The 22714-nt window shown below is 71.6% G+C and carries 18 protein-coding genes; 14 read left to right on the top strand and 4 right to left on the bottom strand.

Going from position 1 to position 22714, the window contains the following annotated elements:
• Positions 1–81 precede the first annotated feature (81 nt).
• Positions 82–738: an MBL fold metallo-hydrolase gene (locus tag ACFVIM_RS17180; protein ID WP_384301897.1), complete on the bottom strand. Its 657-nt coding sequence runs from the start codon at positions 736–738 to the stop codon at positions 82–84.
• Positions 739–747: 9 nt separating this feature from the next.
• Positions 748–1458, bottom strand: coding sequence for a maleylpyruvate isomerase family mycothiol-dependent enzyme (locus tag ACFVIM_RS17175; protein ID WP_384301895.1), 711 nt, complete (start codon positions 1456–1458; stop codon positions 748–750).
• A 287-nt stretch (positions 1459–1745) separates the two neighbouring features.
• Here ACFVIM_RS17175 and uvrA point away from each other — a divergent pair, with 287 nt between their 5' ends.
• Positions 1746–4901 (top strand): excinuclease ABC subunit UvrA, encoded by a 3156-nt coding sequence (gene uvrA / locus ACFVIM_RS17170; RefSeq protein ID WP_384301893.1) that lies wholly within the window; start codon positions 1746–1748, stop codon positions 4899–4901.
• 121 nt (positions 4902–5022) lie between these two features.
• On the opposite strand, the gene ACFVIM_RS17165 is transcribed toward uvrA, so the two are convergent.
• Positions 5023–5958: a carbohydrate kinase gene (locus ACFVIM_RS17165; protein ID WP_384301891.1), complete on the bottom strand. Its 936-nt coding sequence runs from the start codon at positions 5956–5958 to the stop codon at positions 5023–5025.
• Positions 5959–6312: 354 nt separating this feature from the next.
• Between ACFVIM_RS17165 and ACFVIM_RS17160 the strand changes: the two genes are divergently transcribed.
• On the top strand, positions 6313–6747 hold the full coding sequence (locus ACFVIM_RS17160) for a Rieske (2Fe-2S) protein (RefSeq protein ID WP_384301889.1): 435 nt from the start codon (positions 6313–6315) through the stop codon (positions 6745–6747).
• A 275-nt stretch (positions 6748–7022) separates the two neighbouring features.
• Here the strand turns inward: ACFVIM_RS17160 and ACFVIM_RS17155 are convergent, their stop codons facing one another.
• On the bottom strand, positions 7023–7952 hold the full coding sequence (locus ACFVIM_RS17155) for a hypothetical protein (protein ID WP_384301887.1): 930 nt from the start codon (positions 7950–7952) through the stop codon (positions 7023–7025).
• A 267-nt stretch (positions 7953–8219) separates the two neighbouring features.
• On the opposite strand from ACFVIM_RS17155, the gene ACFVIM_RS17150 reads away from it, so the two are divergent.
• From ACFVIM_RS17150 to ACFVIM_RS17095, 12 genes are all read left to right on the top strand, one after another.
• Positions 8220–8849, top strand: a complete 630-nt coding sequence (locus tag ACFVIM_RS17150) for a papain-like cysteine protease family protein (protein ID WP_384301885.1) — start codon at positions 8220–8222, stop codon at positions 8847–8849.
• Between the two features lie 5 nt (positions 8850–8854).
• Positions 8855–9700, top strand: coding sequence for a hypothetical protein (locus ACFVIM_RS17145; RefSeq protein ID WP_384301900.1), 846 nt, complete (start codon positions 8855–8857; stop codon positions 9698–9700).
• Between the two features lie 279 nt (positions 9701–9979).
• Complete coding sequence (gene uvrC / locus ACFVIM_RS17140; RefSeq protein WP_384301883.1) at positions 9980–12079, top strand: excinuclease ABC subunit UvrC; 2100 nt, start codon at positions 9980–9982, stop codon at positions 12077–12079.
• Positions 12076–13014 (top strand): RNase adapter RapZ, encoded by a 939-nt coding sequence (rapZ, locus tag ACFVIM_RS17135; RefSeq protein WP_384301881.1) that lies wholly within the window; start codon positions 12076–12078, stop codon positions 13012–13014. Before uvrC ends, rapZ begins: the two co-directional genes overlap by 4 nt.
• Entirely contained in the window at positions 13011–14045 is a 1035-nt protein-coding gene (gene yvcK / locus ACFVIM_RS17130; RefSeq protein ID WP_384301879.1) for a uridine diphosphate-N-acetylglucosamine-binding protein YvcK, read from the top strand. The genes rapZ and yvcK overlap by 4 nt, the downstream gene beginning before the upstream one ends.
• Entirely contained in the window at positions 14036–15025 is a 990-nt protein-coding gene (gene whiA / locus ACFVIM_RS17125; RefSeq protein ID WP_384301878.1) for a DNA-binding protein WhiA, read from the top strand. The genes yvcK and whiA overlap by 10 nt, the downstream gene beginning before the upstream one ends.
• A 405-nt stretch (positions 15026–15430) precedes the next feature.
• On the top strand, positions 15431–18409 hold the full coding sequence (locus tag ACFVIM_RS17120) for a M14 family zinc carboxypeptidase (RefSeq protein ID WP_384301876.1): 2979 nt from the start codon (positions 15431–15433) through the stop codon (positions 18407–18409).
• A 185-nt stretch (positions 18410–18594) separates the two neighbouring features.
• On the top strand, positions 18595–19602 hold the full coding sequence (gap, locus tag ACFVIM_RS17115) for a type I glyceraldehyde-3-phosphate dehydrogenase (RefSeq protein ID WP_384301874.1): 1008 nt from the start codon (positions 18595–18597) through the stop codon (positions 19600–19602).
• A gap of 129 nt (positions 19603–19731) precedes the next feature.
• Entirely contained in the window at positions 19732–20943 is a 1212-nt protein-coding gene (locus ACFVIM_RS17110; RefSeq protein ID WP_384301872.1) for a phosphoglycerate kinase, read from the top strand.
• Positions 20944–20951: 8 nt separating this feature from the next.
• Entirely contained in the window at positions 20952–21731 is a 780-nt protein-coding gene (tpiA, locus tag ACFVIM_RS17105; protein ID WP_384301870.1) for a triose-phosphate isomerase, read from the top strand.
• 234 nt (positions 21732–21965) lie between these two features.
• Positions 21966–22196, top strand: coding sequence for a preprotein translocase subunit SecG (gene secG, locus ACFVIM_RS17100; RefSeq protein ID WP_384301899.1), 231 nt, complete (start codon positions 21966–21968; stop codon positions 22194–22196).
• 136 nt (positions 22197–22332) lie between these two features.
• Positions 22333–22668, top strand: coding sequence for an RNA polymerase-binding protein RbpA (locus ACFVIM_RS17095; protein WP_079110552.1), 336 nt, complete (start codon positions 22333–22335; stop codon positions 22666–22668).
• The last annotated feature ends 46 nt before the right edge of the window (positions 22669–22714 follow it).

Raw genomic sequence — 22714 nt, 5'->3', positions numbered from 1 at the left:
CCGGTGGACCGTGCGAAGACCGGCGTACGGTCCACCGGGGGCGGGACGTCGGTCCGCGTCCAGGGGGCGTGCCCGGCGTGCTCACCAGCCGCGCGCGTGCCACTCCGGGAGGTGGGGACGCTCGGCGCCGAGGGTGGTGTCCTTGCCGTGGCCCGGGTAGACCCAGGTCTCGTCCGGGAGCACGGCGAAGAGCTTGGTCTCGACGTCCCCGATCAGGCGCACGAACGCCGCCGGGTCGTCCCGGGTGTTGCCGACGCCGCCAGGGAAGAGGCAGTCGCCCGTGAACAGGTGGGGAGGGCCGTGCGGGTCGTCGTAGACCAGCGCGATCGACCCCGGGGTGTGCCCCACCAAGTGGCGCGCGGTCAGCTCGACCCGCCCGACGCGGATCACGTCGCCGTCCTCCACCGGGACGTCCGTCGGGACCGGGATGCCCTCCGCGTCGCGCGCGCCCGCGTAGGTGCGGGCGCCGGTCGCGGCGACCACCTCGGCCAGTGCCTGCCAGTGGTCACCGTGGCGATGGGTGGTGACGACGGAGGCGATCGAGTCGTCGCCGACCAGCCGCAGCAGCGTCGGCGCCTCGTTGGCGGCGTCGATCAGAAGCTGCTCACCGGTGGCCCGGCAGCGCAGAAGGTAGCTGTTGTTGTCCATCGGACCGACCGCGACCTTGGAGATCATCAGGTCGGTCAGCTCGTGCACATCCGCGGGCCCGCCGACCCGCACCACTCCGCTGTAGGTCATGGGGGCAGCCTATAGCGGCGGGAGCGCGGGGGGTCCGGCGGCCGTCGCGGCGCCGTCGACCGCCAGGTCGGTGAGCGCGTCCCCGGTGCGGCGGCCCGCGAGCCAGCCCAGCAGGGAGGGCGCCGGGCCGCTGACGGTGATGGGTGAGCCGTCCGTACCGCCCGTGAACCAGGCGCCGACGTCGCCTGAGGCGCTGATCCGCAGCGGGGGCACGTCCGCGTGGCCGGAGAAGCGCTCGGCCAGGAACGCGATCTCGCGGAGGGTGAAGTCCGCGGGCAGGTCCTCCAGGTCGTAGCCGACGTCCAGGTCGACATGGTGCAGCTCGACCTCGATGAGCCGCCGGAAGGGGATCCGGGCCGCCCGGTCGGTCACACCGCCACGCAGCGCGACGACGCGCTCCCAGTCGGCGGGGAGCCCGGCGACGGCCTGGAACGCGGTGGCGCTGTCGCCGACATCGGCGAGCTGGACGTCGAGCGGGCGCCCCGAGCCCCGCTCGATGTCGTGCTCGCGCGCCTCGGCGCTCGGGTACATCGGGCGGCCTTCGAGAACGTTCACGAGCGCGTCGGCGTTACGGGAGAGGTGGGCCAGGACGTGGCCGCGGCTCCAGCCGGGCAGACGTGACGGTCCGGCGAGGCGTGCGTTGTCCAGGTCAGTGGCTGCGGTGAGCAATCGTTCGGTCGCCTGGCGTACGGAGGCCAGGTCGCGCTGGGGGTCGATCATGCGGCCGACGATAGCCCCGCCACACGATCGGGTGAAGGAGGTGATCGGCCGCCGTAAATCGAATGCACGTGCTATAGCCTGGAGCGAGGCATCCTTGGATGTCGGGCACCTTCGACCGCCCGGCACCCAGCGCCGACGGCCCCCGGTCGGGGACCCGGGCCCGGTGCCGCCGTGCCCCCGTTCTTTCCGACTCTCACGAAACGCGTTCCTCCCACCTCACACCCGCTTTCCCGTTCTCCCTCGGCGTCTGAAGACAGCCGCCCTCTCAAGAAAGGTGCGGACCCGGCGTGGCCGACCGTCTCATCGTTCGTGGCGCTCGCGAGCACAACCTCAAGAACGTCTCGCTGGACCTCCCCCGGGACTCCCTGATCGTCTTCACGGGGCTCTCCGGCTCGGGAAAGTCCTCGCTCGCCTTCGACACGATCTTCGCCGAGGGCCAGCGCCGTTACGTGGAGTCCCTGTCGTCGTACGCCCGGCAGTTCCTGGGGCAGATGGACAAGCCGGACGTCGACTTCATCGAGGGCCTCTCCCCGGCCGTCTCGATCGACCAGAAGTCGACCTCGCGCAACCCCCGGTCGACGGTGGGCACGATCACCGAGGTCTATGACTATCTGCGCCTGCTCTTCGCCCGGATCGGCAAGCCGCACTGCCCCGAGTGCGGGCGGCCGATCTCGCGCCAGTCGCCCCAGGCCATCGTCGACAAGGTGCTGGAGCTTCCGGAGGGCAGCCGTTTCCAGGTGCTCTCGCCGCTGGTGCGCGAGCGCAAGGGAGAGTTCGTCGACCTCTTCGCCGACCTCCAGACCAAGGGGTACAGCCGCGCCCGGGTCGACGGGACGACCATCCAGCTGGCCGAGCCGCCGACCCTGAAGAAGCAGGAGAAGCACACCATCGAGGTGGTCGTGGACCGCCTCACGGTCAAGGACAGCGCCAAGCGGCGGCTGACCGACTCCGTGGAGACCGCGCTCGGACTCTCCGGCGGCATGGTCGTACTCGACTTCGTCGACCTGCCCGAGGACGACCCCGAGCGCGAGCGGATGTACTCGGAGCATCTGTACTGCCCGTACGACGACCTGTCGTTCGAGGAGCTGGAGCCGCGCTCCTTCTCGTTCAACTCGCCCTTCGGCGCCTGCCCCGACTGCACCGGCATCGGCACGCGGATGGAGGTCGACCCGGACCTGATCGTCCCGGACGAGGAGAAGTCGCTGGACGAGGGGGCGATCCACCCCTGGTCCCACGGCCACACCAAGGAGTACTTCGGCCGGCTGATCGGCGGGCTCGCCCAGGCACTCGGGTTCTCCACCGACATGCCCTGGGCCGGGCTGCCCCAGCGCGCCCGCAAGGCGCTGCTCTACGGTCACAAGACCCAGGTCGAGGTCCGCTACCGCAACCGGTACGGGCGCGAGCGCGCCTACACCACCCCCGCCTTCGAAGGCGCCGTGCAGTTCGTCCGCAGGCGGCACCAGGAGGCGGAGAGCGACTCCAGCAGGGAGCGCTTCGAGGGCTATATGCGCGAGGTGCCCTGCCCCACCTGTGAGGGGACCCGGCTGAAGCCGATCGTCCTCGCGGTGACCGTGATGGAGAAGTCCATCGCCGAGGTCTCCGGGATGTCGATCAGCGAGTGCGCCGACTTCCTCGGCCGCCTGCGGCTCAACGCCCGCGACAAGAAGATCGCCGAGCGGGTCCTCAAGGAGGTCAACGAGCGGCTGAGGTTCCTGGTCGACGTCGGCCTGGACTACCTCTCGCTCAACCGCGCCGCCGGGACGCTCTCCGGTGGCGAGGCGCAGCGCATCCGGCTCGCCACCCAGATCGGCTCCGGGCTCGTCGGTGTCCTCTACGTCCTGGACGAGCCGTCCATCGGACTGCACCAGCGGGACAACCACCGGCTGATCGAGACGCTCGTCCGGCTGCGCGACATGGGCAACACCCTGATCGTGGTGGAGCACGACGAGGACACCATCAAGGTCGCGGACTGGGTCGTCGACATCGGCCCCGGCGCCGGTGAGCACGGCGGCAAGGTGGTCCACTCCGGACCGCTGGCCGAGCTGCTGGCCAACGAGACCTCGATGACCGGGCAGTATCTGTCCGGCAAGAGGTCCATCCCCACGCCCGAGCTGCGCCGCCCCGCCGACCCGGGGCGCCAGCTCACGGTCCACGGAGCGCGGGAGAACAACCTGCGGGACATCACCGTCTCCTTCCCGCTCGGGGTGCTCACCGCCGTCACCGGTGTCTCGGGCTCCGGGAAGTCCACGCTGGTCAACGACATCCTCTACACCCATCTCGCCCGCGAGCTGAACGGCGCGAAGACGGTTCCGGGGCGGCACACCCGGGTCGCGGGTGACGACCAGGTCGACAAGGTGGTCCATGTCGACCAGTCGCCCATCGGCCGCACCCCGCGCTCCAACCCCGCCACCTACACCGGTGTCTTCGACCATGTCCGCAGGCTCTTCGCGGAGACGACGGAGGCGAAGGTCCGGGGCTACCAGCCCGGCCGCTTCTCCTTCAACGTCAAGGGCGGTCGCTGTGAGAACTGCTCCGGTGACGGCACGATCAAGATCGAGATGAACTTCCTGCCGGACGTCTACGTCCCGTGCGAGGTCTGCCACGGAGCGCGGTACAACCGGGAGACCCTGGAGGTCCACTACAAGGGCAAGTCGATCGCCGAGGTGCTCGACATGCCCATCGAGGAGGCGTTCGGCTTCTTCGAGGCGGTCCCGACCATCGCCCGCCATCTGAAGACGCTCAACGAGGTCGGGCTCGGCTATGTCCGGCTCGGTCAGCCCGCCCCCACGCTCTCCGGTGGTGAGGCACAGCGCGTCAAGCTCGCCTCCGAGCTCCAGAAGCGCTCCACCGGGCGCACGGTCTACGTCCTGGACGAGCCGACGACCGGTCTCCACTTCGAGGACATCAGCAAGCTGATCACGGTCCTCTCCGGACTGGTCGACAAGGGCAACACGGTGATCGTCATCGAGCACAACCTCGATGTGATCAAGACCGCCGACTGGGTCGTGGACATGGGACCCGAGGGCGGCAGCGGCGGCGGTCTGGTGATCGCCGAGGGCACCCCCGAGGAGGTCGCCTCGGTGCCCATCAGCCACACCGGGAAGTTCCTCCGGGACATGCTCGACCCCGAGCGTGTCAGCGAGGCGATCGGGCTGGGCAACGGGGCGCGGCCCGCGACCCGCAAGGCCCCCGCGACCCGCAAGGCCCCCGCGACCCGCAAGGCCACCGCCCGGAAGCCCACGGCGGGCGGCGCCACGGCGCCCGCCGCGAAGAAGGCCGCGGCCAAGGCGACGGCGAAGAAGGCGACCGGCAGGACGGCCTCCTCGGGTGCGGGCACCACCACCGCGTCCGCTGCCAAGAAGGCCGCTGCCCAGAAGACGGCCGCCCAGAAGACGGCGGGTACGCGTGCGACGGCGAAGAAGGCCGCCGCGAAGCAGAAGTAGCGGCACGTCTCGCGGCCCCATCGGGGTCATAGGCTCCAGGGGTGTCCGGTTCGATCCGGGCGCCCCTGGGGTGAGTCATACCGCGATCCGGCGAGCCTGGCCCCGGGGTATCGCCCGCCCCCTAACGTCGTTCGAGGGCCGCGAGCGTCGTCTCCCGCCCGGGGAGGTCGGAGAGGTACGGAGGGTTCGCGCCCGCCCGGGAGCAGGTGACGGCCGCGGCCTGGGCGGCGAACGACAAGATCGCCCGCCACTGTTCGGAGGTCAGCCTCCGCAGCGCCCCGGGGCGCAGCGCGTCCGCGTGGCGCACGGCGTGGAGCAGGGCCGCGTTCACCGTGTCGCCCGCGCCGATGGTGTCCGCGACGGTCACCGGGATCGCCGGGACCACGACCCGCGCGCCGTCCCGGGGACGCACTTCCAGACCGCCGGAACCCCGGGTGACCACCACCGCCTCCGGCCCCCGTGGCACCCCGCCGAGCCAGTCGGCGTCCTCCTCGGAGAGCTTCAGCAGTGACACCTGGGGCAACAGTCCCGTGAACCGCTGCCGCCAGGCGTCGGGATCCGGGATGATCCCCGGCCGTACATTGGGGTCGAGCAGGATGAACCGGCCGCGTCCGGCCTCACGGCGCAGCAGAGCCTCATAGGCGCTCGCGCCGGGCTCCAGCACCAGCGAGCAGGTGCCGAAGGCCATCGCCTCCACCTCGTCCGGCAGCGGGGGCGGCAGCTCGAAGAGCCGGTCGGCCGTGCCCTGTGCGTAGAAGCCGTATCCGGCGGAACCGTCGGCGCCGACGGTGGCGACCGCGAGGGTCGTGGGCTCAGGCCCCCGCGCCACCAGGGAGAGACCCACTCCCGCCGTGCGCAGACGCGTGAGCAGCGCCTCGCCGAAGGCGTCGGTGGAGACACGGGAGCAGAAGGCGGCGGGGCCGCCGAGACGGCCCAGGGCGAGGGCGGTGTTGTACGGGCCGCCGCCGGGGCGTGGATGGAGCGGGGCGAGGGCCGTGGTGGCGGTGGCTGGCTCGGGGAGCAGGTCGATCAGGGACTCTCCGGCGACGACTATCACGGGGGGAACGTAACGCATGGGCGGGGCGGGCCGCGCTCCCCGGTTCCGGTTGACGCCGCTGCCCTGCCCCCCTGCCCCGCGCCCGTGCCGTGTGCCCGTGCCCTGGGGCCCCGCCGCGTGCCCGACCGGGCTCGCCGCCGGGGTGTGACCGTGGTTCCCCTGGGAGGTGACCGTGGCCGCCGGACTCCCGCCCGTGGTCTCCGGTACTCCGGTGGGCGGGCGGACCCGGAGGGCGCGCGGGCAGGGGGAGGGCGCTCGGTGAGGTGGTGGGAGACGTCGGTATTGTCGGGAGGGTCGTCCCGCGCCCCCTCACCGCGCGGCCCCCGTCGTTCAGTCCTGACCAGTGGAGTCCTCATGCCCGGCCCGTCCTCAGCCGCCCGTCGTACCGTGCTGAAAGGCGCCGCGCTGGCCGGGACGGCCGGACTCGGCGTCGCCGCCTGCTCCACCGACTCCAAGCTGGGGCACGCCAAGGACCCGGGGCTCAGCGAGGCCGTCGACCTGGGGACCGCCACCGCCGTTCCCGTCGGGGGTGCCAAGCTCTTCCGCGAGCAGCGGCTGGTGGTGAGCTGCCCGGCGGAGGGCCAGTACAAGGCGTTCCGCGCACAGTGCACCCACGCGGGCTGCGGTCTGGACAAGGTCGAGGGCATCGAGGGCAACTGTCCCTGCCACGGCAGCCGCTTCGACGTCACCACCGGAAAGGCGCTGGTGGGCCCGGCGACCGTACCGCTGCCGGAGATCCCGGTCACGGTCAAGGGCGGCAATCTGATCGCGGGGCCCGGCACGGTCTGAGCGTCGCCGCCCAGGCCGTTCCACCCCGGAGCCGCACCGGCTCCGGCCGTGTCCGGCCGCCGCCTCCGTGCCAGCGTGTCTCCTGGAGGCGGGCAGGGCGGCCCCGCGCCCCTGGCCCGGCCGCCCCGCGCCCGTGTCACGCGCGTCACCCTGGTCGCGCGTTCCCGTCGTCGTACGGCACCTGGACGTGCGTTCCGTCGTACGGCACCTGGTCGCGCGCTCCCGTTGTCACCGTCCCTGGGGGCCGGGCCGCGACGTCCCCGCGTCCGTGCTTCTCAGTCCCAGTCCCAGTCGATGCCCAGGATCCCGGGCCTGACCCCCTGTTCCACCAGATGGACCGTGCGGTGGCGCCCGCTGAGGGTGAGATCGGTGCGGGCGCCCCGGGGCGCGCCCGTCGTCGCCTGCGCGAAGCGGCGGCAGCGCACGGGAAGGGCGCCCTCGTCATAGCGGACCTGGAGCACGTACTGACCGCCCGCGTAGCTGAAGCCCCGGACGTACTCGGTGCTGGGCCCTCCGGTGCCGTCCTCGAACCCGTACCCGAAGAGATAGGTCTCCCCGGCCCTCAGCCGGGTGTCGAACAGCAGCTCGGCGACGGTCACCCCGGTCCGCCGGTCCCAGCGGACCCGCCCGGTGCGGCAGTTCTCCAGCGCGCTCACCCGCACCCGGGCGGGGTCACAGCCCGTGTCGCCGTGGTGGATGGCTAGATAGCGGTCGACCCCGTCCCGGTGGGCGCGCACCACGTGCTGGGAGTCGCGGCCGATCAGTTCCCGGCGCGCCCCTATCCGTACCCGCTCGTGGTGGCCCACGGTGTGGAGACCGCCGTCGGCGGGTGACTCCAGGTCGGCGAGGATCGCTTCCACGGATCCGGAGACCTCCAGGAGGGCGCGATAGGAGCGTGAGACGGGGCGCTCGGCCTCGCTCCGGGGGCGTTCACCGAGGTCGAGGAGGCGGATGAGCGAGTTCCCCGGGAGTTCGAGGACGTCCTCCAGGGCGCGTACGGCCCGCAGCGACTCCGGGCGCTGGGGGCGGCGGGCGCCCTGCTGCCAGTAACTGAGACTGGTGACACCGACCTTGATGCCCCGGTGGGCGAGATGGTGCTGGACGCGCTGGAGCGGAAGCCCGCGTACGGCCAGGGCCGCGCGCAGCGCGAGATGGAACGGGCCGGTGTGGAGCACCTGTGCCAGATCGGCCTCGGTGTGACCCATGGGAACCTCCAGGGGCTTGGAGCTGGGCCGCGCGCGGCCCGCACGCCGGCGCGCGGTGAACGTTCACGACGGGGCCCGGTCGCGCCGCGGAGAGGGGGCGGCCGTCCAGGAATGACGGGACGGTCGCGTTCACATCCCGGTCGCGGCGTTCACAGCGCCGTGGTCCACGCATTGAAGCGTGTTGACCTGTTCCGGACAAGGATCGATGCTCATCCGCAGCGTCCGGACGCGCTCCTCCACCCCCACACCCCCTCTGGGAGGAACGCGATGCGCACTACCAGGAGACGGCTCGCCGCAGTGGCGACCGTACTCGCCGCCTTTCTCACCCTGCCCCTGTCGTCGGCCACCGCCGCACCCGCCGCCGACACCACCGCGCCCGCCGGTGTCACCGCGCCCGCCGCCCCCACGGCGGCACTGGCCGCGAAGCGCCTCAACATCACCATGCAGGCACAGCTCAAGACCAACTGGTGCTGGGCCGCCGCGGGCAACACCATCGCCACCTACTACGGCCGCACCTACTCGCAGAACCAGTTCTGCAACGCCGCCTTCAACCGCCAGCAGGGCTCCGAGTGCCCCAACAACCAGGCCACCCTCGCCAATGTGCAGACCGGTCTGCGCTGGGCGGGCATCAGCCCCGGTACCTACATCGGCGACTGGCTGCGCTACTCGGCCGTCCAGACCGAGATCAACGCCAACCGCCCGATCGAGACCCGGATCCTGTGGGCGAGCGGCGGCGGCCATATGCATGTCATCTACGGCTACGACACGGCCAACAGCTGGGTCTACTGGGGCGACCCCTGGCCGAGCGCCGGGCGGTACAACTGGGCCTCGCACGCCTGGTACGTGAACAACAACTCCCACACCTGGACCCACTCGCTCTACCGGATCGGGGCGTGAGCGCCATGCAGCGGATGACCTCAGCGCGCGGTGCCGCCCTGGCCCTCGGGACCTGTCTGGCGCTCGCCACCCTCGGGGGCACGGCCGCCGCCGCGCCGTCCGTTCCCGTGCCAGCTGTGCCGGCTGCGCCATCTGCGGATGAGCTCACCCAGGCCCGGAACGCGGCGACGGCACCCGCGACCATGGACACGCTCTCCCGTTTCTTCGCCCGGGACGGTGCCGTGGCCCGCTCGGCCGCCGCACCCCGCGCCGACGGGCGCACGGTGGCGGTGCTGACGCTGTCGCCGGAGTTCGTCGCGGGGAAGAAGGGCGCGCCCGTCGCCAGGGTGGACGTCCTCGCCACCCCGGCGGTCTCCTCCGACGGCCAGAAGGCCTCCGTGTGGGCGGCTCGCCAGGGAACGCGCTGGCAGGTGGTCAACATCGCCACCGGGGACGACGAGTTCCGGTACGCGACCCTGGGCGCGCGCAAGCTCCCCGGTGGCACGGTCTTCCGCGAGCCGCAGATCGACGCCTGGTACGTCACCAAGGGGACGCGTGTGCTTCCCCTGGACGACGACGCCACCCGCGCGATCGGCGCCAAGGGGACCACCCTCGCCGTCTACGGGGACCGGGTCCGCGCCTCCTACGCGGACAAGCTGCCCGGCTCGGAGTACGCCAAGGAGGGCTACGCCGGGGGCTTTGACGCCGCGGCCCCGGCCCCCGCCCCCGCTGGTGGGGCCTCCGATGGGGCCGCCATGGCCAGCGGGTCCCCGGCCGCCGACACCGCGACCGCCGTGGCCGCCGGAGCGGGCGTCGTGGTGACCGCCGCCCTCGGCGCCCTGGCCCTGACCCGGCTGCGCCGCCGCGCCTGACCCGTCCGAGCCCGGCTGAGTCCACCCCCCAGGTGCCCGCCGCCCCTCCCGTGGGGGCGGTGGGCACCGCTTCCGTCCGTGCCCGCCTCCCCGTATCCGTACGCAGGGGAATGGCGCGTCCGCAGGGGAAGGCGCGGACCCGCGGGAAGGCGCGTACCGGGGGAAGGCGGGTCCGTGCGGAAGGGCCGTGGGACCGTCGCGGACGGGACGGCCGGCGGGCCCGTCCGCACCAGGCGTGACGCGGCCGGACTGTCAGTGGCCGCAAGTAGGGTGGTCGGCATGGCAGACCCCTCCAGCTACCGGCCCAAGCCGGGAGAGATCCCCGACTCTCCGGGGGTCTACAAGTTCCGCGACGAGCACCGCCGGGTGATCTACGTCGGGAAGGCCAAGAGCCTGCGCCAGCGCCTGGCCAGCTACTTCCAGGACCTGGCCCAGCTGCACCCCCGTACCGCCACCATGGTCACCACGGCCGCCTCCGTGGAGTGGACCGTGGTCTCCACGGAGGTCGAGGCGCTCCAGCTGGAGTACACCTGGATCAAGGAGTTCGACCCCCGGTTCAACGTCAAGTACCGCGACGACAAGAGCTATCCTTACCTCGCGGTCACGCTGAACGAGGAGTTCCCGCGCGTTCAGGTGATGCGCGGGGCCAAGCGCAAGGGCGTGCGCTACTTCGGCCCCTACGGGCACGCGTGGGCGATCCGCGAGACCGTCGACCTGATGCTGCGGGTCTTCCCCGTGCGCACCTGCTCCGCCGGGGTGCTCCGCAACCACCAGCAGAAGGGGCGCCCCTGTCTGCTGGGGTACATCGGCAAGTGCTCGGCGCCCTGCGTGGGGCGGGTCACCCCGGAGGAGCACCGCGAACTGGCCGAGGAGTTCTGCGACTTCATGGCGGGCCGTACCGGCACCTATCTGCGCCGCCTCGAACAGCAGATGATGGCCGCCGCCGAGGAGATGGAGTACGAGCGGGCGGCGCGGCTGCGCGACGACATAGAGGCGCTGCGCCGCGCCCTGGAGAAGAACGCGGTGGTCCTCGGCGACGCCACCGACGCCGATCTGATCGCCGTGGCCGAGGACGAGCTGGAGGCCGCCGTCCAGATCTTCCACGTCCGGGGCGGCCGGGTGCGCGGCCAGCGAGGCTGGGTCACCGACAAGGTCGAGGCCGTCGACACCTCGGGCCTGGTCGAGCACGCCCTCCAGCAGCTCTACGGCGAGGAGAGCGGTGACGCGGTGCCCAAGGAGGTGCTGGTGCCCGCGCTGCCCGAGGACCCCGAGTCCGTCAGCGCCTGGCTCGGCGCGCGCCGGGGCTCCCTGGTCTCCCTGCGCGTCCCGCGCCGGGGTGACAAGAAGGCCCTGATGGAGACGGTCGAGCGCAACGCCCAGCAGGCGCTCGCCCTGCACAAGACCAAGCGCGCCGGAGACCTCACCACCCGCTCCCGGGCGCTGGAGGAGATCGCCGAGGCCCTGGGGCTGGACTCGGCGCCGCTGCGGATCGAGTGCTTCGACATCTCCCACCTCCAGGGCGAGGACGTCGTGGCGTCCATGGTCGTCTTCGAGGACGGGCTCGCCCGCAAGAGCGAGTACCGCCGCTTCCAGATCAAGAGCTTCGCCGGTCAGGACGATGTCCGGGCGATGCATGAGGTGATCAGCCGCCGCTTCCGGCGCTATCTGGCGGAGAAGGACCGTACGGGGGAGTGGATCGGCGCGGACGACGTGTCATCGCACGGCGACGACGCGCCGGGCACCCCCGCTTCCCTGGCCGCCCCGGTGGGACCCGCTCTCCCGGCCGCCGAGGCAGTCCCAGCCGTGCCCGTAGTTCCGGCCGTGCCCGTGGTACCGGCGGTTCCGGCCGAGGACGAGGGGCGGCGCAAGCGGTTCGCCTACCCGCCGCAGCTCGTCGTGGTCGACGGCGGCCAGCCGCAGGTCGCCGCCGCCCGCCGGGCCCTGGACGAGCTGGGGATCGACGACGTCGCCGTCTGCGGGCTGGCCAAGCGGCTGGAGGAGGTCTGGCTCCCCGGCGAGGACGACCCCGTGGTGCTGCCGCGCACCAGCGAGGGCCTCTATCTGCTCCAGCGGGTCCGTGACACCGCCCATGATTTCGCCATCCGCTACCAGCGCTCCAAGCGGTCCAGAAAGGTCCGTGCGGGGGCCCTGGACTCCGTCCCCGGCCTCGGCGAGACCCGCAAACAGGCGCTGATCAAGCATTTCGGCTCGGTCAAACGGCTGCGACAGGCCACAATCGAGCAGATCTGCGAGGTACCGGGCATGGGGCGCAAGACGGCGGAGTCCGTCATGGCCGCCCTCGCCCAGGCGGCACCGGCCGCCCCGGCCGTGAACACGGCCACAGGAGAGATCATGGAAGACGACGGGGGAAGCACATGAACGAGCACGACCGAGACGGAGCGGAAGAGATGAGTACGGGCAGCGCTACCGAGCCCGGCGGTGGGACCGACACGGCCATCCCCGAGCTGGTCATCATCTCCGGCATGTCCGGCGCGGGACGCAGTACGGCCGCCAAGTGTCTGGAGGACCTCGGCTGGTTCGTCGTCGACAACCTCCCACCCGCGCTGATCCCCACCATGGTGGAGCTCGGTGCCCGCTCCCAGGGGAACGTGGCCCGGATCGCCGTCGTGGTGGATGTGCGCGGACGGCGGTTCTTCGACAATCTGCGCGAGTCCCTGGCCGATCTGGACGCCAAGCAGGTCACCCGGCGGACCGTCTTCCTGGAGTCCTCGGACGACACCCTGGTACGGCGGTTCGAATCGGTCCGCAGACCCCACCCGCTCCAGGGCGACGGGCGGATCACCGACGGCATCGCCGCCGAGCGCGATCTCCTGCGTGAGCTGCGCGGAGACGCCGACCTGGTCATCGACACCTCCAGCCTCAACGTCCACGAGCTGCGCGCCAAGATGGACGCCCAGTTCGCGGGCGAGGAGGAGCCGGAGCTGCGGGCCACCGTGATGTCCTTCGGCTTCAAGTACGGGCTGCCGGTCGACGCCGACCTCGTCGTGGACATGCGTTTCCTGCCGAATCCGCACTGGGTGCCGGAGCTGCGGCCCTTCACCGGGCTCAATGAAGAGGTGTCGAACTACGTCTACAACCAGCCCGGCGCCAAGGAGTTCCTCGACCGCTACACCGAGCTGCTCCAGCTGATCGCCGCCGGATACCGCCGCGAGGGCAAGCGCTATGTGACCATCGCGGTCGGCTGTACGGGCGGCAAGCACCGCTCGGTGGCCACCGCCGAGAAGCTCGCCGCGCGGCTCTCCTCCGCGGGCGTCGAGACCGTCGTCGTCCACCGGGACCTGGGGCGCGAGTGACCGGACGTTCCCTGCGGCTGCGGCGGCTGCGCAGGTCCACCCACGCGCCACTGAAGCGCGGGCGGGGCGCCCAGCCCAAGGTCGTCGCCCTCGGCGGCGGCATGGGCCTGTCGGCCTCGCTCGCGGCGCTGCGCCGCATCACCGGCGACCTCACGGCCGTCGTCACCGTCGCCGACGACGGCGGCTCCAGCGGGCGGCTGCGCAAGGAACTGGGGGTGCTGCCGCCCGGTGACCTGCGCAAGGCGCTCGCCGCGCTGTGCGGCGACGACGACTGGGGCCAGACCTGGGCCCGGGTCATCCAGCACCGGTTCCAGTCCCAGGGTGACCTCCATGAGCACGCCGTGGGGAACGTCCTGATCGTCGCCCTCTGGGAGCAGCTCGGCGACCCCGTCCAGGCGCTCGACCTGGTCGGCAAGCTGCTGGGGGCGCACGGACGGGTGCTGCCCATGTCGGCGGTGCCGCTGGAGCTCCAGGCACTGGTACGGGGGCATGACCCGGCCCACCCCGACGAGGTCGGGACCGTGCGCGGCCAGGCCACGGTGGCGCTCACCCCCGGTGAGGTCCAGTCGGTCCACCTCGTGCCGCACGACCCGCCCGCCGTGCCGGAGGCCGTGGCCGCCGTCCTTGACGCCGACTGGGTGGTTCTCGGGCCCGGCTCATGGTTCTCCTCCGTGATCCCGCACCTGCTGGTGCCCGAGCTGCTGGAGGCGCTGGTGGAGACCAAGGCGCGGCGGGTCCTCTCGCTCAATCTGGCGCCCCAGCCGGGCGAGACGGAAGGGTTCTCCCCGCAGCGTCATTTGGAGGTTTTGGGACGACACGCGCCTAAACTCACCTTGGACGTGGTCCTGGCCGACGAGGCCGCCGTGCCCGACCGTACTCTCCTCGCCGACGCCGCCAAGCGCCTGGGCGCGGCGGTCGAGCTGGCCCCGGTGGCCTCGCCCGACAGTGTCTCCAAGCATGATCCGGAACTGTTGGCCGCCGCGTATGACCGTATTTTTCGGATGCATGGAAGGATCGGCCCATGGCGATGACGGCAGCGGTGAAGGATGAGATCTCCCGGCTCCCCGTCACCCGGACCTGCTGCAGAAAGGCCGAGGTCTCCTCGATCCTGCGGTTCGCCGGAGGGCTGCACCTGGTCAGCGGGCGCATCGTGATCGAGGCGGAACTGGACACCGGCATCGCCGCGCGCCGGCTCAAGCGGGACATCCTGGAGATCTTCGGCCATGCGTCCGAACTGATGGTGATGGCGCCCGGCGGGCTGCGCCGCGGCTCACGCTATGTGGTGCGCGTCGTCGCGGGCGGTGACCAGCTGGCCCGGCAGACCGGACTGGTCGACGGGCGCGGGCGCCCGATCCGGGGACTGCCGCCCCAGGTCGTCTCCGGCGCCACCTGTGATGCCGAGGCCGCCTGGCGCGGCGCCTTCCTCGCCCACGGCTCGCTCACCGAACCCGGCCGCTCCTCCTCCCTCGAAGTCACCTGCCCCGGCCCCGAGGCCGCGCTGGCGCTCGTCGGCGCGGCCCGCCGGCTCTCCATCGCCGCGAAGGCGCGCGAGGTACGCGGTGTGGACCGCGTCGTCGTACGGGACGGGGACGCCATCGGGGCGCTCCTGACCCGGCTCGGGGCACACGAGTCCGTACTGGCCTGGGAAGAACGCCGGATGCGGCGCGAGGTGCGCGCCACAGCCAACCGGCTCGCCAACTTCGACGACGCCAACCTGCGGCGGTCCGCGCGGGCCGCGGTGGCCGCCGGGGCGCGGGTCCAGCGGGCGCTGGAGATCCTCGGCGAGGAGGTACCCGAGCACCTCGCCGCCGCCGGGCGGCTGCGGATGGAACACAAGCAGGCGTCGCTGGAGGAACTGGGGGCGCTGGCGGATCCGCCGCTGACGAAGGACGCGGTGGCGGGGCGGATTCGCCGGTTGCTGGCGATGGCGGACAAGAGGGCGCAGGATCTGGGGATTCCGGGAACCGAGTCCAATCTGACGGAGGACATGGCCGAGGGCCTCGTCGGCTAGCCCCTGCGCGCTGGGCGCCTCCCTTCCGGGCGACTGGGCCCGGGGCTCCACCGCCCCGCGCGGGCAGCCGGGTCTCACCCGCCAGGCCTGCGTCTGGGAGGTGCCCCCACCCCAGGCCCGCGCCTGGGGGACTTCGGCCGCGGGGACCCCCATCGCCCGGGCGGAACCCGTGCCCACAAGGGTGGGGACCCGGCGTGCCCGTAAGCAGGTGGAGCCCGCGTAGCCGCAAGTTGGTCGCACCCGCGTGGCCGCCGGGTGGCGGGCATGGCTTGCGAGCGGGGCGGGGTCGTGTGGCCGACCTGCGGGGTGTGTCCGGCCATGGAGGGGAGGAGGGGTTGACATGATCATGGCGGGTTCATCAGTGTGTCCTGCGTTTCGATAGGCAGACATCGACAAGGGGGCTCCATGAGACGCGGAGCGAGATCGCTTCTCGCCGCTGCTTCACTGATCGCCGCCACCCTGGCCGCCGCGCCCTCCGCGCAGGCGCAGCCGGGCGGCACCCCGTCCGCGACCGCCCGGGGCGGCGGAGGCGGCGCGGAGGCGCTGTCCGTGTGGCGGGCGAGCGTCACCAAGGACCAGGTGCCGCTGCTGATCGCGGCCGGTGCCGACGGCCATGAGCTCGGCGCGCGGATACCCGCCCAGGGCGCCGCCCCGGTGGAGCTGTACCTCACCGAACGCCAGGCCAGCGCGTTGCGCGCGCGGGGCGTGGCCATCCGGGAGCACACCCTCACCCCGGCCGCCCGCGCGCGGGTGACGGCGGCGGGTGACGGCGTCTTCCGGCGTTACGGCGGTGCGGGCGGCCTCAAGGAGGAGATCCTCGCCACCGCGCGGGCCCACCCGGGGCTCACCAAGGTCATCAGCATCGGCAAGAGCCTCAACGGCCAGGACATCCTCGCCCTCAAGCTCAGCAAGGGCGCCGACCAGCACCGCGACGGCACCAAGCCCGCCACGCTCTATCTCGCCAACCAGCACGCGCGCGAGTGGATCACCCCGGAGATGACCCGCCGGCTGATGCACCACTACCTCGCGGGCTACGGCAAGGACCCCCGGATCACCAGGATCGTGGACTCCAGTGAGCTGTGGTTCGTGCTGTCGGCCAACCCCGACGGCTATGACCACACCTTCGCCGGGGGCTCCTTCGAGCGCCACTGGCGCAAGAACCTCCGGGACAACGACAAGGACGGCAGGCTCACGGCCGCCGACGGGGTCGATCTCAACCGTAACTTCGCCTACAAGTGGGGTTACGACGACGAGGGCTCGTCCCCCGACCCGTACAGCGAGACCTATCGCGGCCCGAGCGCCTCCTCCGAGCCGGAGACCCGGGCGCTGGACGCCTTCCAGAAACGTATCGGCTTCCAGTACGGCGTCAACTACCACTCGGCGGCCGAACTGGTGCTCTACGGCGTGGGCTGGCAGATCGCCACCGCCACCCCCGACGACATCGCCTACCGCACCATCGCGGGCACACCGGAGAACCCGGCGATCCCCGGCTACCGCCCCCAGGTGGCCTCCGAGCTGTACCCCACCAACGGGGAGGCCAACGGCCACGCGTCCAACGCCAACCGGCTGATGATGTTCACCCCGGAGATGTCGACCTGCCAGGCCGTCTCCCGGCTCGATCCGGCCGACGTCTGGCATCCGGCGGACTGCGCCTCCGTCTTCACCTTCCCCGACGACGAGAAGCTGATCCAGCAGGAGTTCGCGAAGAACATCCCCTTCGCCCTCACCGTCGCGGAGAGCTCCCTCGACCCCGACCAGCCCGTCTCCTCGGTCGGGCTCACGGCGGCCGACTTCACCACCGACCCCTTCACCGTCTCCTACGCCCGCTCCGGTCCGCAGGAGGTCGCCGTCACCGCGCGGGTGTCCCTGCGCGCCAAGGAGCTGCGCTACCGCGTCAACGGCGGCCCGGTCCAGCGGAAGCCGCTGGCCGCCTGGCAGGGCGGCGAGGTCTTCGGTGCCGAGAACAACATCGTCTTCGACGAGTACCGCGCCGCTGTCACCGGCGCCCGGACCGGTGACAGCGTCGAGGTCTGGTTCGCGGGACGGACGAAGAAGGGGAAGCCCACCGCGAGCGAACGCTTCACCTACAAGGTCGCCGACCGGGCCGCCGCGGCCACCCTGGTCCTCGCCGAGGAGGGCGGCGCCACGCCCGCCCGCCATCTCACCGCCTACACCGGAGCGCTGGCCGCGAACGGCACCGCCGCCGCCGTCTGGGACGTCGCCACCCAGGGCCGCCCGCACCCGCTGGGCGTGCTCGGTCACTTCCGTACCACCGTCTGGTACTCGGGGGCGGCGGCGCCGTCCTGGGGGATCACCGACGCGGTGCGCTCCTTCGTCAACGAGGGCGGCAAGCTCATTCTCGCGGGCGAACGGGCCGGTGGCAGCGCCAACCTCGGCCGGGTGGTGAGCGACGACTTCGCCCAGTACTACCTCGGGGCCTCGCTGCGCGCCTCCCTCGCGGGCGCCCCCGGCTTCACGGGCGCGGGACGGCTCGCGGGCGCCACGGGCACCCTCGGTGACGCGCCGGGCAACCCGCTGGACGCCGCCGGGGCGTACACCATCACCTCCGACACCCTGCCGCCGGACCGGTTCCCGCAGTTCCGCAGCGCGGGCGCGGGCGGTTACCCGGGCGTGGCGATGCCGTTCTCCCCGTACGAGGGGCAGTGGTACGCGGCGGCCCCGCACGCCCACTCCACCTATCAGCGGCTGACCCGGACCATCGATCTGACCGGGACCACCGCGGCCGACCTGCCCCGGCTGGAGGCGCAGCTCAGCTACAACATCGAACCCGGGTACGACCACGCCCTGGTCGAGGTGCGGACCGTGGGCCAGGACGACTGGACCACCCTGCCGGACGCCAAGGGCTCGACCCGGCCCGCCGTGCCCGCCGAGTGCGCCGCGGGCTACCTGACCGGTGACCACCCGTTCCTGCGCCGTTACCTCACGGTGAGCGGGGGGACCTGTCTGCCCAGCGGCACCAGCGGCCAGTGGAACAGCTTCACCGGGGCCTCCGACGGCTGGCGCCCGGTCTCCTTCGATCTGAGCGCCTACGCGGGGAGGACGATCGAGCTCTCCCTCGCGTACGTCACCGACACCATCGAGGGCGGGCGCGGGCTCTTCCTGGACCGGGCGCGTCTGGTCACCGCGGGGGGCGCCGAGGGCAGCGAGGGCTTCGAGAGTTCGCTGGGCGCCTGGACCTCCGCCGGTCCGCCGCCGGGCAGCCCGGCGCCGCGCGGCGCGTTCGTCCGCAGCCGGGACCTGTACCCGTCGGCGGGCGCGGTGACCACCGGGAGCACCGTCCTGCTCGGCTTCGGGCTGGAGCACCTCACCCTTCCGGGGGAGCGCGCACGGGTGCTCGGGAAGGCGCTCGATGCCCTGAGGTAGTGACGGAGCGTGACGGTGGCGGCGCGTACTCCGCTACCCGGCGGTACGGGCCGCCGCCGCCCCGTACGGGCCCTCCGATGTCACCTCGGGGCGTCCAGGGAGGTAGGGTCGTAAGCGGTCGGGGACATCCCAATACAAACTCGCCGACGACCGTAGGTCGGCGTACCAACGAGGAGATCGGTTTCGTGACGATCCGCGTAGGCATCAACGGCTTTGGCCGCATCGGACGTAACTACTTCCGCGCGCTGCTGGAGCAGGGTGCGGACATCGAGATCGTGGCTGTCAACGACCTGGGCGACACCGCGACCACGGCCCACCTGCTGAAGTACGACACGATCCTGGGCCGGCTCAAGGCCGAGGTGTCCCACACCGCTGACACGATCACTGTCGGTGGCCACACCATCAAGGTGCTCTCCGAGCGCAACCCCGCCGACATCCCGTGGGGTGAGCTGGGTGTGGACATCGTCATCGAGTCCACGGGCATCTTCACCAAGAAGGCCGACGCCGCGAAGCACATCGCCGGTGGTGCCAAGAAGGTCCTCATCTCGGCTCCGGCCAGCGACGAGGACATCACCATCGTGATGGGCGTCAACGAGGACAAGTACGACCCGGCCCAGCACCACGTCATCTCCAACGCCTCCTGCACCACCAACTGCGTGGCGCCGATGGCCAAGGTCCTGGACGAGAACTTCGGCATCGTCCGCGGTCTGATGACCACGGTCCACGCCTACACCAACGACCAGCGGATCCTGGACTTCCCGCACAAGGACCTGCGCCGCGCCCGCGCCGCCGCCGAGAACATCATCCCGACCACGACGGGTGCCGCGAAGGCCACCGCCCTGGTCCTGCCCCAGCTCAAGGGCAAGCTCGACGGCATCGCCATGCGCGTCCCGGTCCCGACCGGCTCCGCCACCGACCTGGTGGTCGAGCTGGGCCGCGAGGTCACCAAGGACGAGGTCAACGCCGCGTTCAAGAAGGCCGCCGAGGGCGACCTGCAGGGGATCATCTCCTACACCGAGGACCCGATCGTCTCCTCGGACATCGTCAGCGACCCGGCGTCCTGCACCTTCGACTCCTCCCTGACCATGGTCCAGGAGGGCAACTCGGTGAAGATCCTCGGCTGGTACGACAACGAGTGGGGCTACTCCAACCGTCTGGTCGACCTGACGGTCTTCGTCGGCAACCAGCTCTGACGGCTCGGAGCACGCGGGCTCAGGCCAGCGACGAGAGCATCACGATGTGAGCGGATGGGCCCGGGTGGCGCGGTGTGGCGCTACCCGGGCCCTGCCGCACGTTTTCCGCCTCCGAGGAGTCCCCTTTCCATGAAGACGATCGATCAGTTGCTCGCCGACGGTGTGGCGGGCCAGCGCGTGTTCGTCCGCGCCGACCTCAACGTCCCGCTCGACGGCACCACCATCACCGACGACGGCCGGATCCGGGCCGTCGTCCCCACGGTCGCCAAGCTCGCCGCCGCGGGCGCGCGGGTCGTCGTGGCCTCCCACCTCGGCCGCCCCAAGGGCGCGCCGGACCCCGCGTTCTCGCTGGCGCCCGCCGCCGCCCGGCTCGGTGAGCTGCTCGGCGCCGAGGTGGCCTTCGCCGGCGACACCGTGGGCGAGTCGGCCCGCGCCACCGTCGCCGCGCTGGCCGACGGCCAGGTCGCGGTGATCGAGAACCTCCGCTTCAACGCCGGTGAGACCAGCAAGGACGACGCCGAGCGCGGCGCCTTCGCCGATCAGCTGGCCACCCTCGCCGACCTGTACGTCGGTGACGGCTTCGGCGCCGTGCACCGCAAGCACGCCTCGGTCTACGACCTCCCGGCCCGGCTGCCGCACGCGGCGGGCTATCTGATCGCCACCGAGGTCGGCGTCCTGCGGAAGCTCACCGATGAGGTCCAGCGGCCCTACACCGTCGTCCTCGGCGGCGCCAAGGTCTCCGACAAGCTCGGTGTGATCTCCCACCTCATGGAGAAGGCCGACCGCATCCTCATCGGCGGCGGCATGGCCTACACCTTCCTCAAGGCCCAGGGCCACGAGGTCGGCACCTCGCTCCTCCAGGAGGACCAGGTCCCGGCCTGCCAGGGCTATCTGGAGCAGGCCAAGGCGCAGGGCGTGGAGCTGGTGCTCCCCGTCGACGTCGTGGTCGCCCCGGAGTTCCCGGACCTGAAGACCAAGGCCCCGGCCCACCCCACCACCACCGCCGTGGACGCCATCCCGGCCGACCAGCAGGGGCTGGACATCGGCCCCGAGAGCGGTGCGCTCTTCGCCTCCAAGATCGCCGACTCGGCCACCGTCTTCTGGAACGGTCCGATGGGCGTCTTCGAGCACCCCGACTTCGCCCAGGGCACCCAGGCCGTGGCCCAGGCGCTCGTCGACTCCCCGGCCTTCACCGTGGTCGGCGGCGGGGACTCCGCCGCCGCGGTGCGGACCCTGGGCTTCGACGAGAAGGCATTCGGCCATATTTCGACCGGCGGCGGCGCCAGCCTCGAATACCTCGAAGGCAAGACGCTTCCCGGCCTCGCCGCACTGGAGGACTGACACCTTTCATGACTACTACGCGCACCCCGCTGATGGCGGGCAACTGGAAGATGAACCTCAACCACCTTGAGGCCATCGCCCATGTCCAGAAGCTCTCCTTCGCCCTGGCGGACAAGGACTACGAGGCCACCGAGGTCGCCGTCCTGCCGCCCTTCACCGATCTGCGCTCCGTGCAGACCCTGGTCGACGGCGACAAGCTCAAGATCAGGTACGGCGCCCAGGACATCTCGGCGCAGGAGTCCGGCGCCTACACCGGAGAGATCTCCGGCGCGATGCTCGCCAAGCTCAAGTGCGCCTACGTCGCGGTCGGCCACTCCGAGCGCCGCCAGTACCACGGCGAGACCGACGAGCTGTGCAACGCCAAGGTCAAGGCCGCCTTCCGGCACGGGATCACGCCGATCCTCTGTGTCGGCGAGGGCCTGGACATCCGCAAGGCGGGCCAGCAGGTCCCGTACACCCTCGCCCAGCTCGACGGCGCGCTGAAGGACCTCCCGGCCGAGCAGGCCGAGACCCTCGTGATCGCCTACGAGCCGGTCTGGGCGATCGGCACCGGCGAGGTCGCCACCCCCGAGGACGCCCAGGAGGTCTGCGCGGCCATCCGTGGCCGTCTGGCGGAGCTGTACTCCCAGGAGCTGGCCGACAAGGTCCGCATCCAGTACGGCGGCTCGGTCAAGGGCTCCAACGTCGCCGCGATCATGGCGCAGCCCGACGTGGACGGTGCCCTGGTCGGCGGCGCCTCGCTGGACACGGACGAGTTCGTCAAGATCGTCCGTTTCCGCGACCAGTGAGTTCACCCTCGCGACCAGTGAGTATGCGGTAGGACGGATCCGTCGTACCCTTGCGGGGGCCGGGGTGGTGTGCCACCCGGCCCCCGCTGTCCGCGGGCCCCGCTGCTACGGGACCGTAGCCGCCCCCGCGACCATGGTGGCGGCCCCGTCCCGGGTGAGGGCCGTCAGCGGGCATAAGTGGCACACACAACGATGTCTCCGAGAACTGTCAGGAAGTAGGGTCCAGCCGTGGTTATGGGGTTCTCGATCGCCCTGATCGTCTTCAGCCTGCTGCTGATGCTGCTGGTGCTGATGCACAAGGGGAAGGGCGGCGGCCTCTCCGACATGTTCGGCGGTGGCATGCAGTCCTCCGTCGGCGGCTCCTCGGTCGCCGAGCGCAACCTCGACCGGATCACCGTCGTGGTCGGTCTGCTCTGGTTCGCGTCCATTGTCGTACTGGGTCTGCTGATGAAGCTCGACAGCTGACCCAGAAGCGTTCCCCGCACGGGCCGGGATGTAACTCCAATCCCTGGACGAGCGTTGGGCCTTACGTAGACTGGGGCACCGCGGCGCAGCCGCCGCGGGACGCTGGGGCAGCACCATCACGCAGGGAGTTACGACCGTGGCAAGTGGCAACGCGATCCGGGGAAGCCGGGTCGGAGCGGGGCCGATGGGTGAGGCCGAGCGCGGTGAGTCCGCGCCTCGCCTGCGCATCTCCTTCTGGTGCTCGAACGGGCACGAGACACAGCCGAGCTTCGCCAGCGACGCCCAGGTGCCCGACACCTGGGACTGCCCTCGCTGTGGGTTCCCGGCCGGTCAGGACCGGGACAGCCCACCGGACCCGCCGCGTACCGAGCCGTACAAGACGCATCTCGCGTATGTACGGGAGCGCCGCAGCGACGCCGACGGCGAGGCCATCCTCGCCGAGGCCCTCGCCAAACTGCGTGGTGAGATCTAGACCGTGTCCGCACAGTAGAGAGTTCCGGCCGGGGCGCCTCAGGGCG

This window comes from Streptomyces sp. NPDC057638 (assembly GCF_042800315.1).
Taxonomy (GTDB): domain Bacteria; phylum Actinomycetota; class Actinomycetes; order Streptomycetales; family Streptomycetaceae; genus Streptomyces.
This window is presented reverse-complemented; position numbering and strand designations above follow the sequence as displayed.

Coding starts and splice junctions, on each gene's coding strand:
- ACFVIM_RS17150 (WP_384301885.1), top strand. CDS start 8,220: ATGCGCACTACCAGGAGACGGCTCGCCGCAGTGGCGACCGTACTCGCC.
- ACFVIM_RS17175 (WP_384301895.1), bottom strand. CDS start 1,458: ATGATCGACCCCCAGCGCGACCTGGCCTCCGTACGCCAGGCGACCGAA.
- ACFVIM_RS17160 (WP_384301889.1), top strand. CDS start 6,313: ATGCCCGGCCCGTCCTCAGCCGCCCGTCGTACCGTGCTGAAAGGCGCC.
- ACFVIM_RS17110 (WP_384301872.1), top strand. CDS start 19,732: ATGAAGACGATCGATCAGTTGCTCGCCGACGGTGTGGCGGGCCAGCGC.
- uvrC (WP_384301883.1), top strand. CDS start 9,980: ATGGCAGACCCCTCCAGCTACCGGCCCAAGCCGGGAGAGATCCCCGAC.
- secG (WP_384301899.1), top strand. CDS start 21,966: ATGGGGTTCTCGATCGCCCTGATCGTCTTCAGCCTGCTGCTGATGCTG.
- rapZ (WP_384301881.1), top strand. CDS start 12,076: ATGAACGAGCACGACCGAGACGGAGCGGAAGAGATGAGTACGGGCAGC.
- ACFVIM_RS17155 (WP_384301887.1), bottom strand. CDS start 7,952: ATGGGTCACACCGAGGCCGATCTGGCACAGGTGCTCCACACCGGCCCG.
- whiA (WP_384301878.1), top strand. CDS start 14,036: ATGGCGATGACGGCAGCGGTGAAGGATGAGATCTCCCGGCTCCCCGTC.
- ACFVIM_RS17120 (WP_384301876.1), top strand. CDS start 15,431: ATGAGACGCGGAGCGAGATCGCTTCTCGCCGCTGCTTCACTGATCGCC.
- ACFVIM_RS17145 (WP_384301900.1), top strand. CDS start 8,855: ATGCAGCGGATGACCTCAGCGCGCGGTGCCGCCCTGGCCCTCGGGACC.
- ACFVIM_RS17180 (WP_384301897.1), bottom strand. CDS start 738: ATGACCTACAGCGGAGTGGTGCGGGTCGGCGGGCCCGCGGATGTGCAC.
- tpiA (WP_384301870.1), top strand. CDS start 20,952: ATGACTACTACGCGCACCCCGCTGATGGCGGGCAACTGGAAGATGAAC.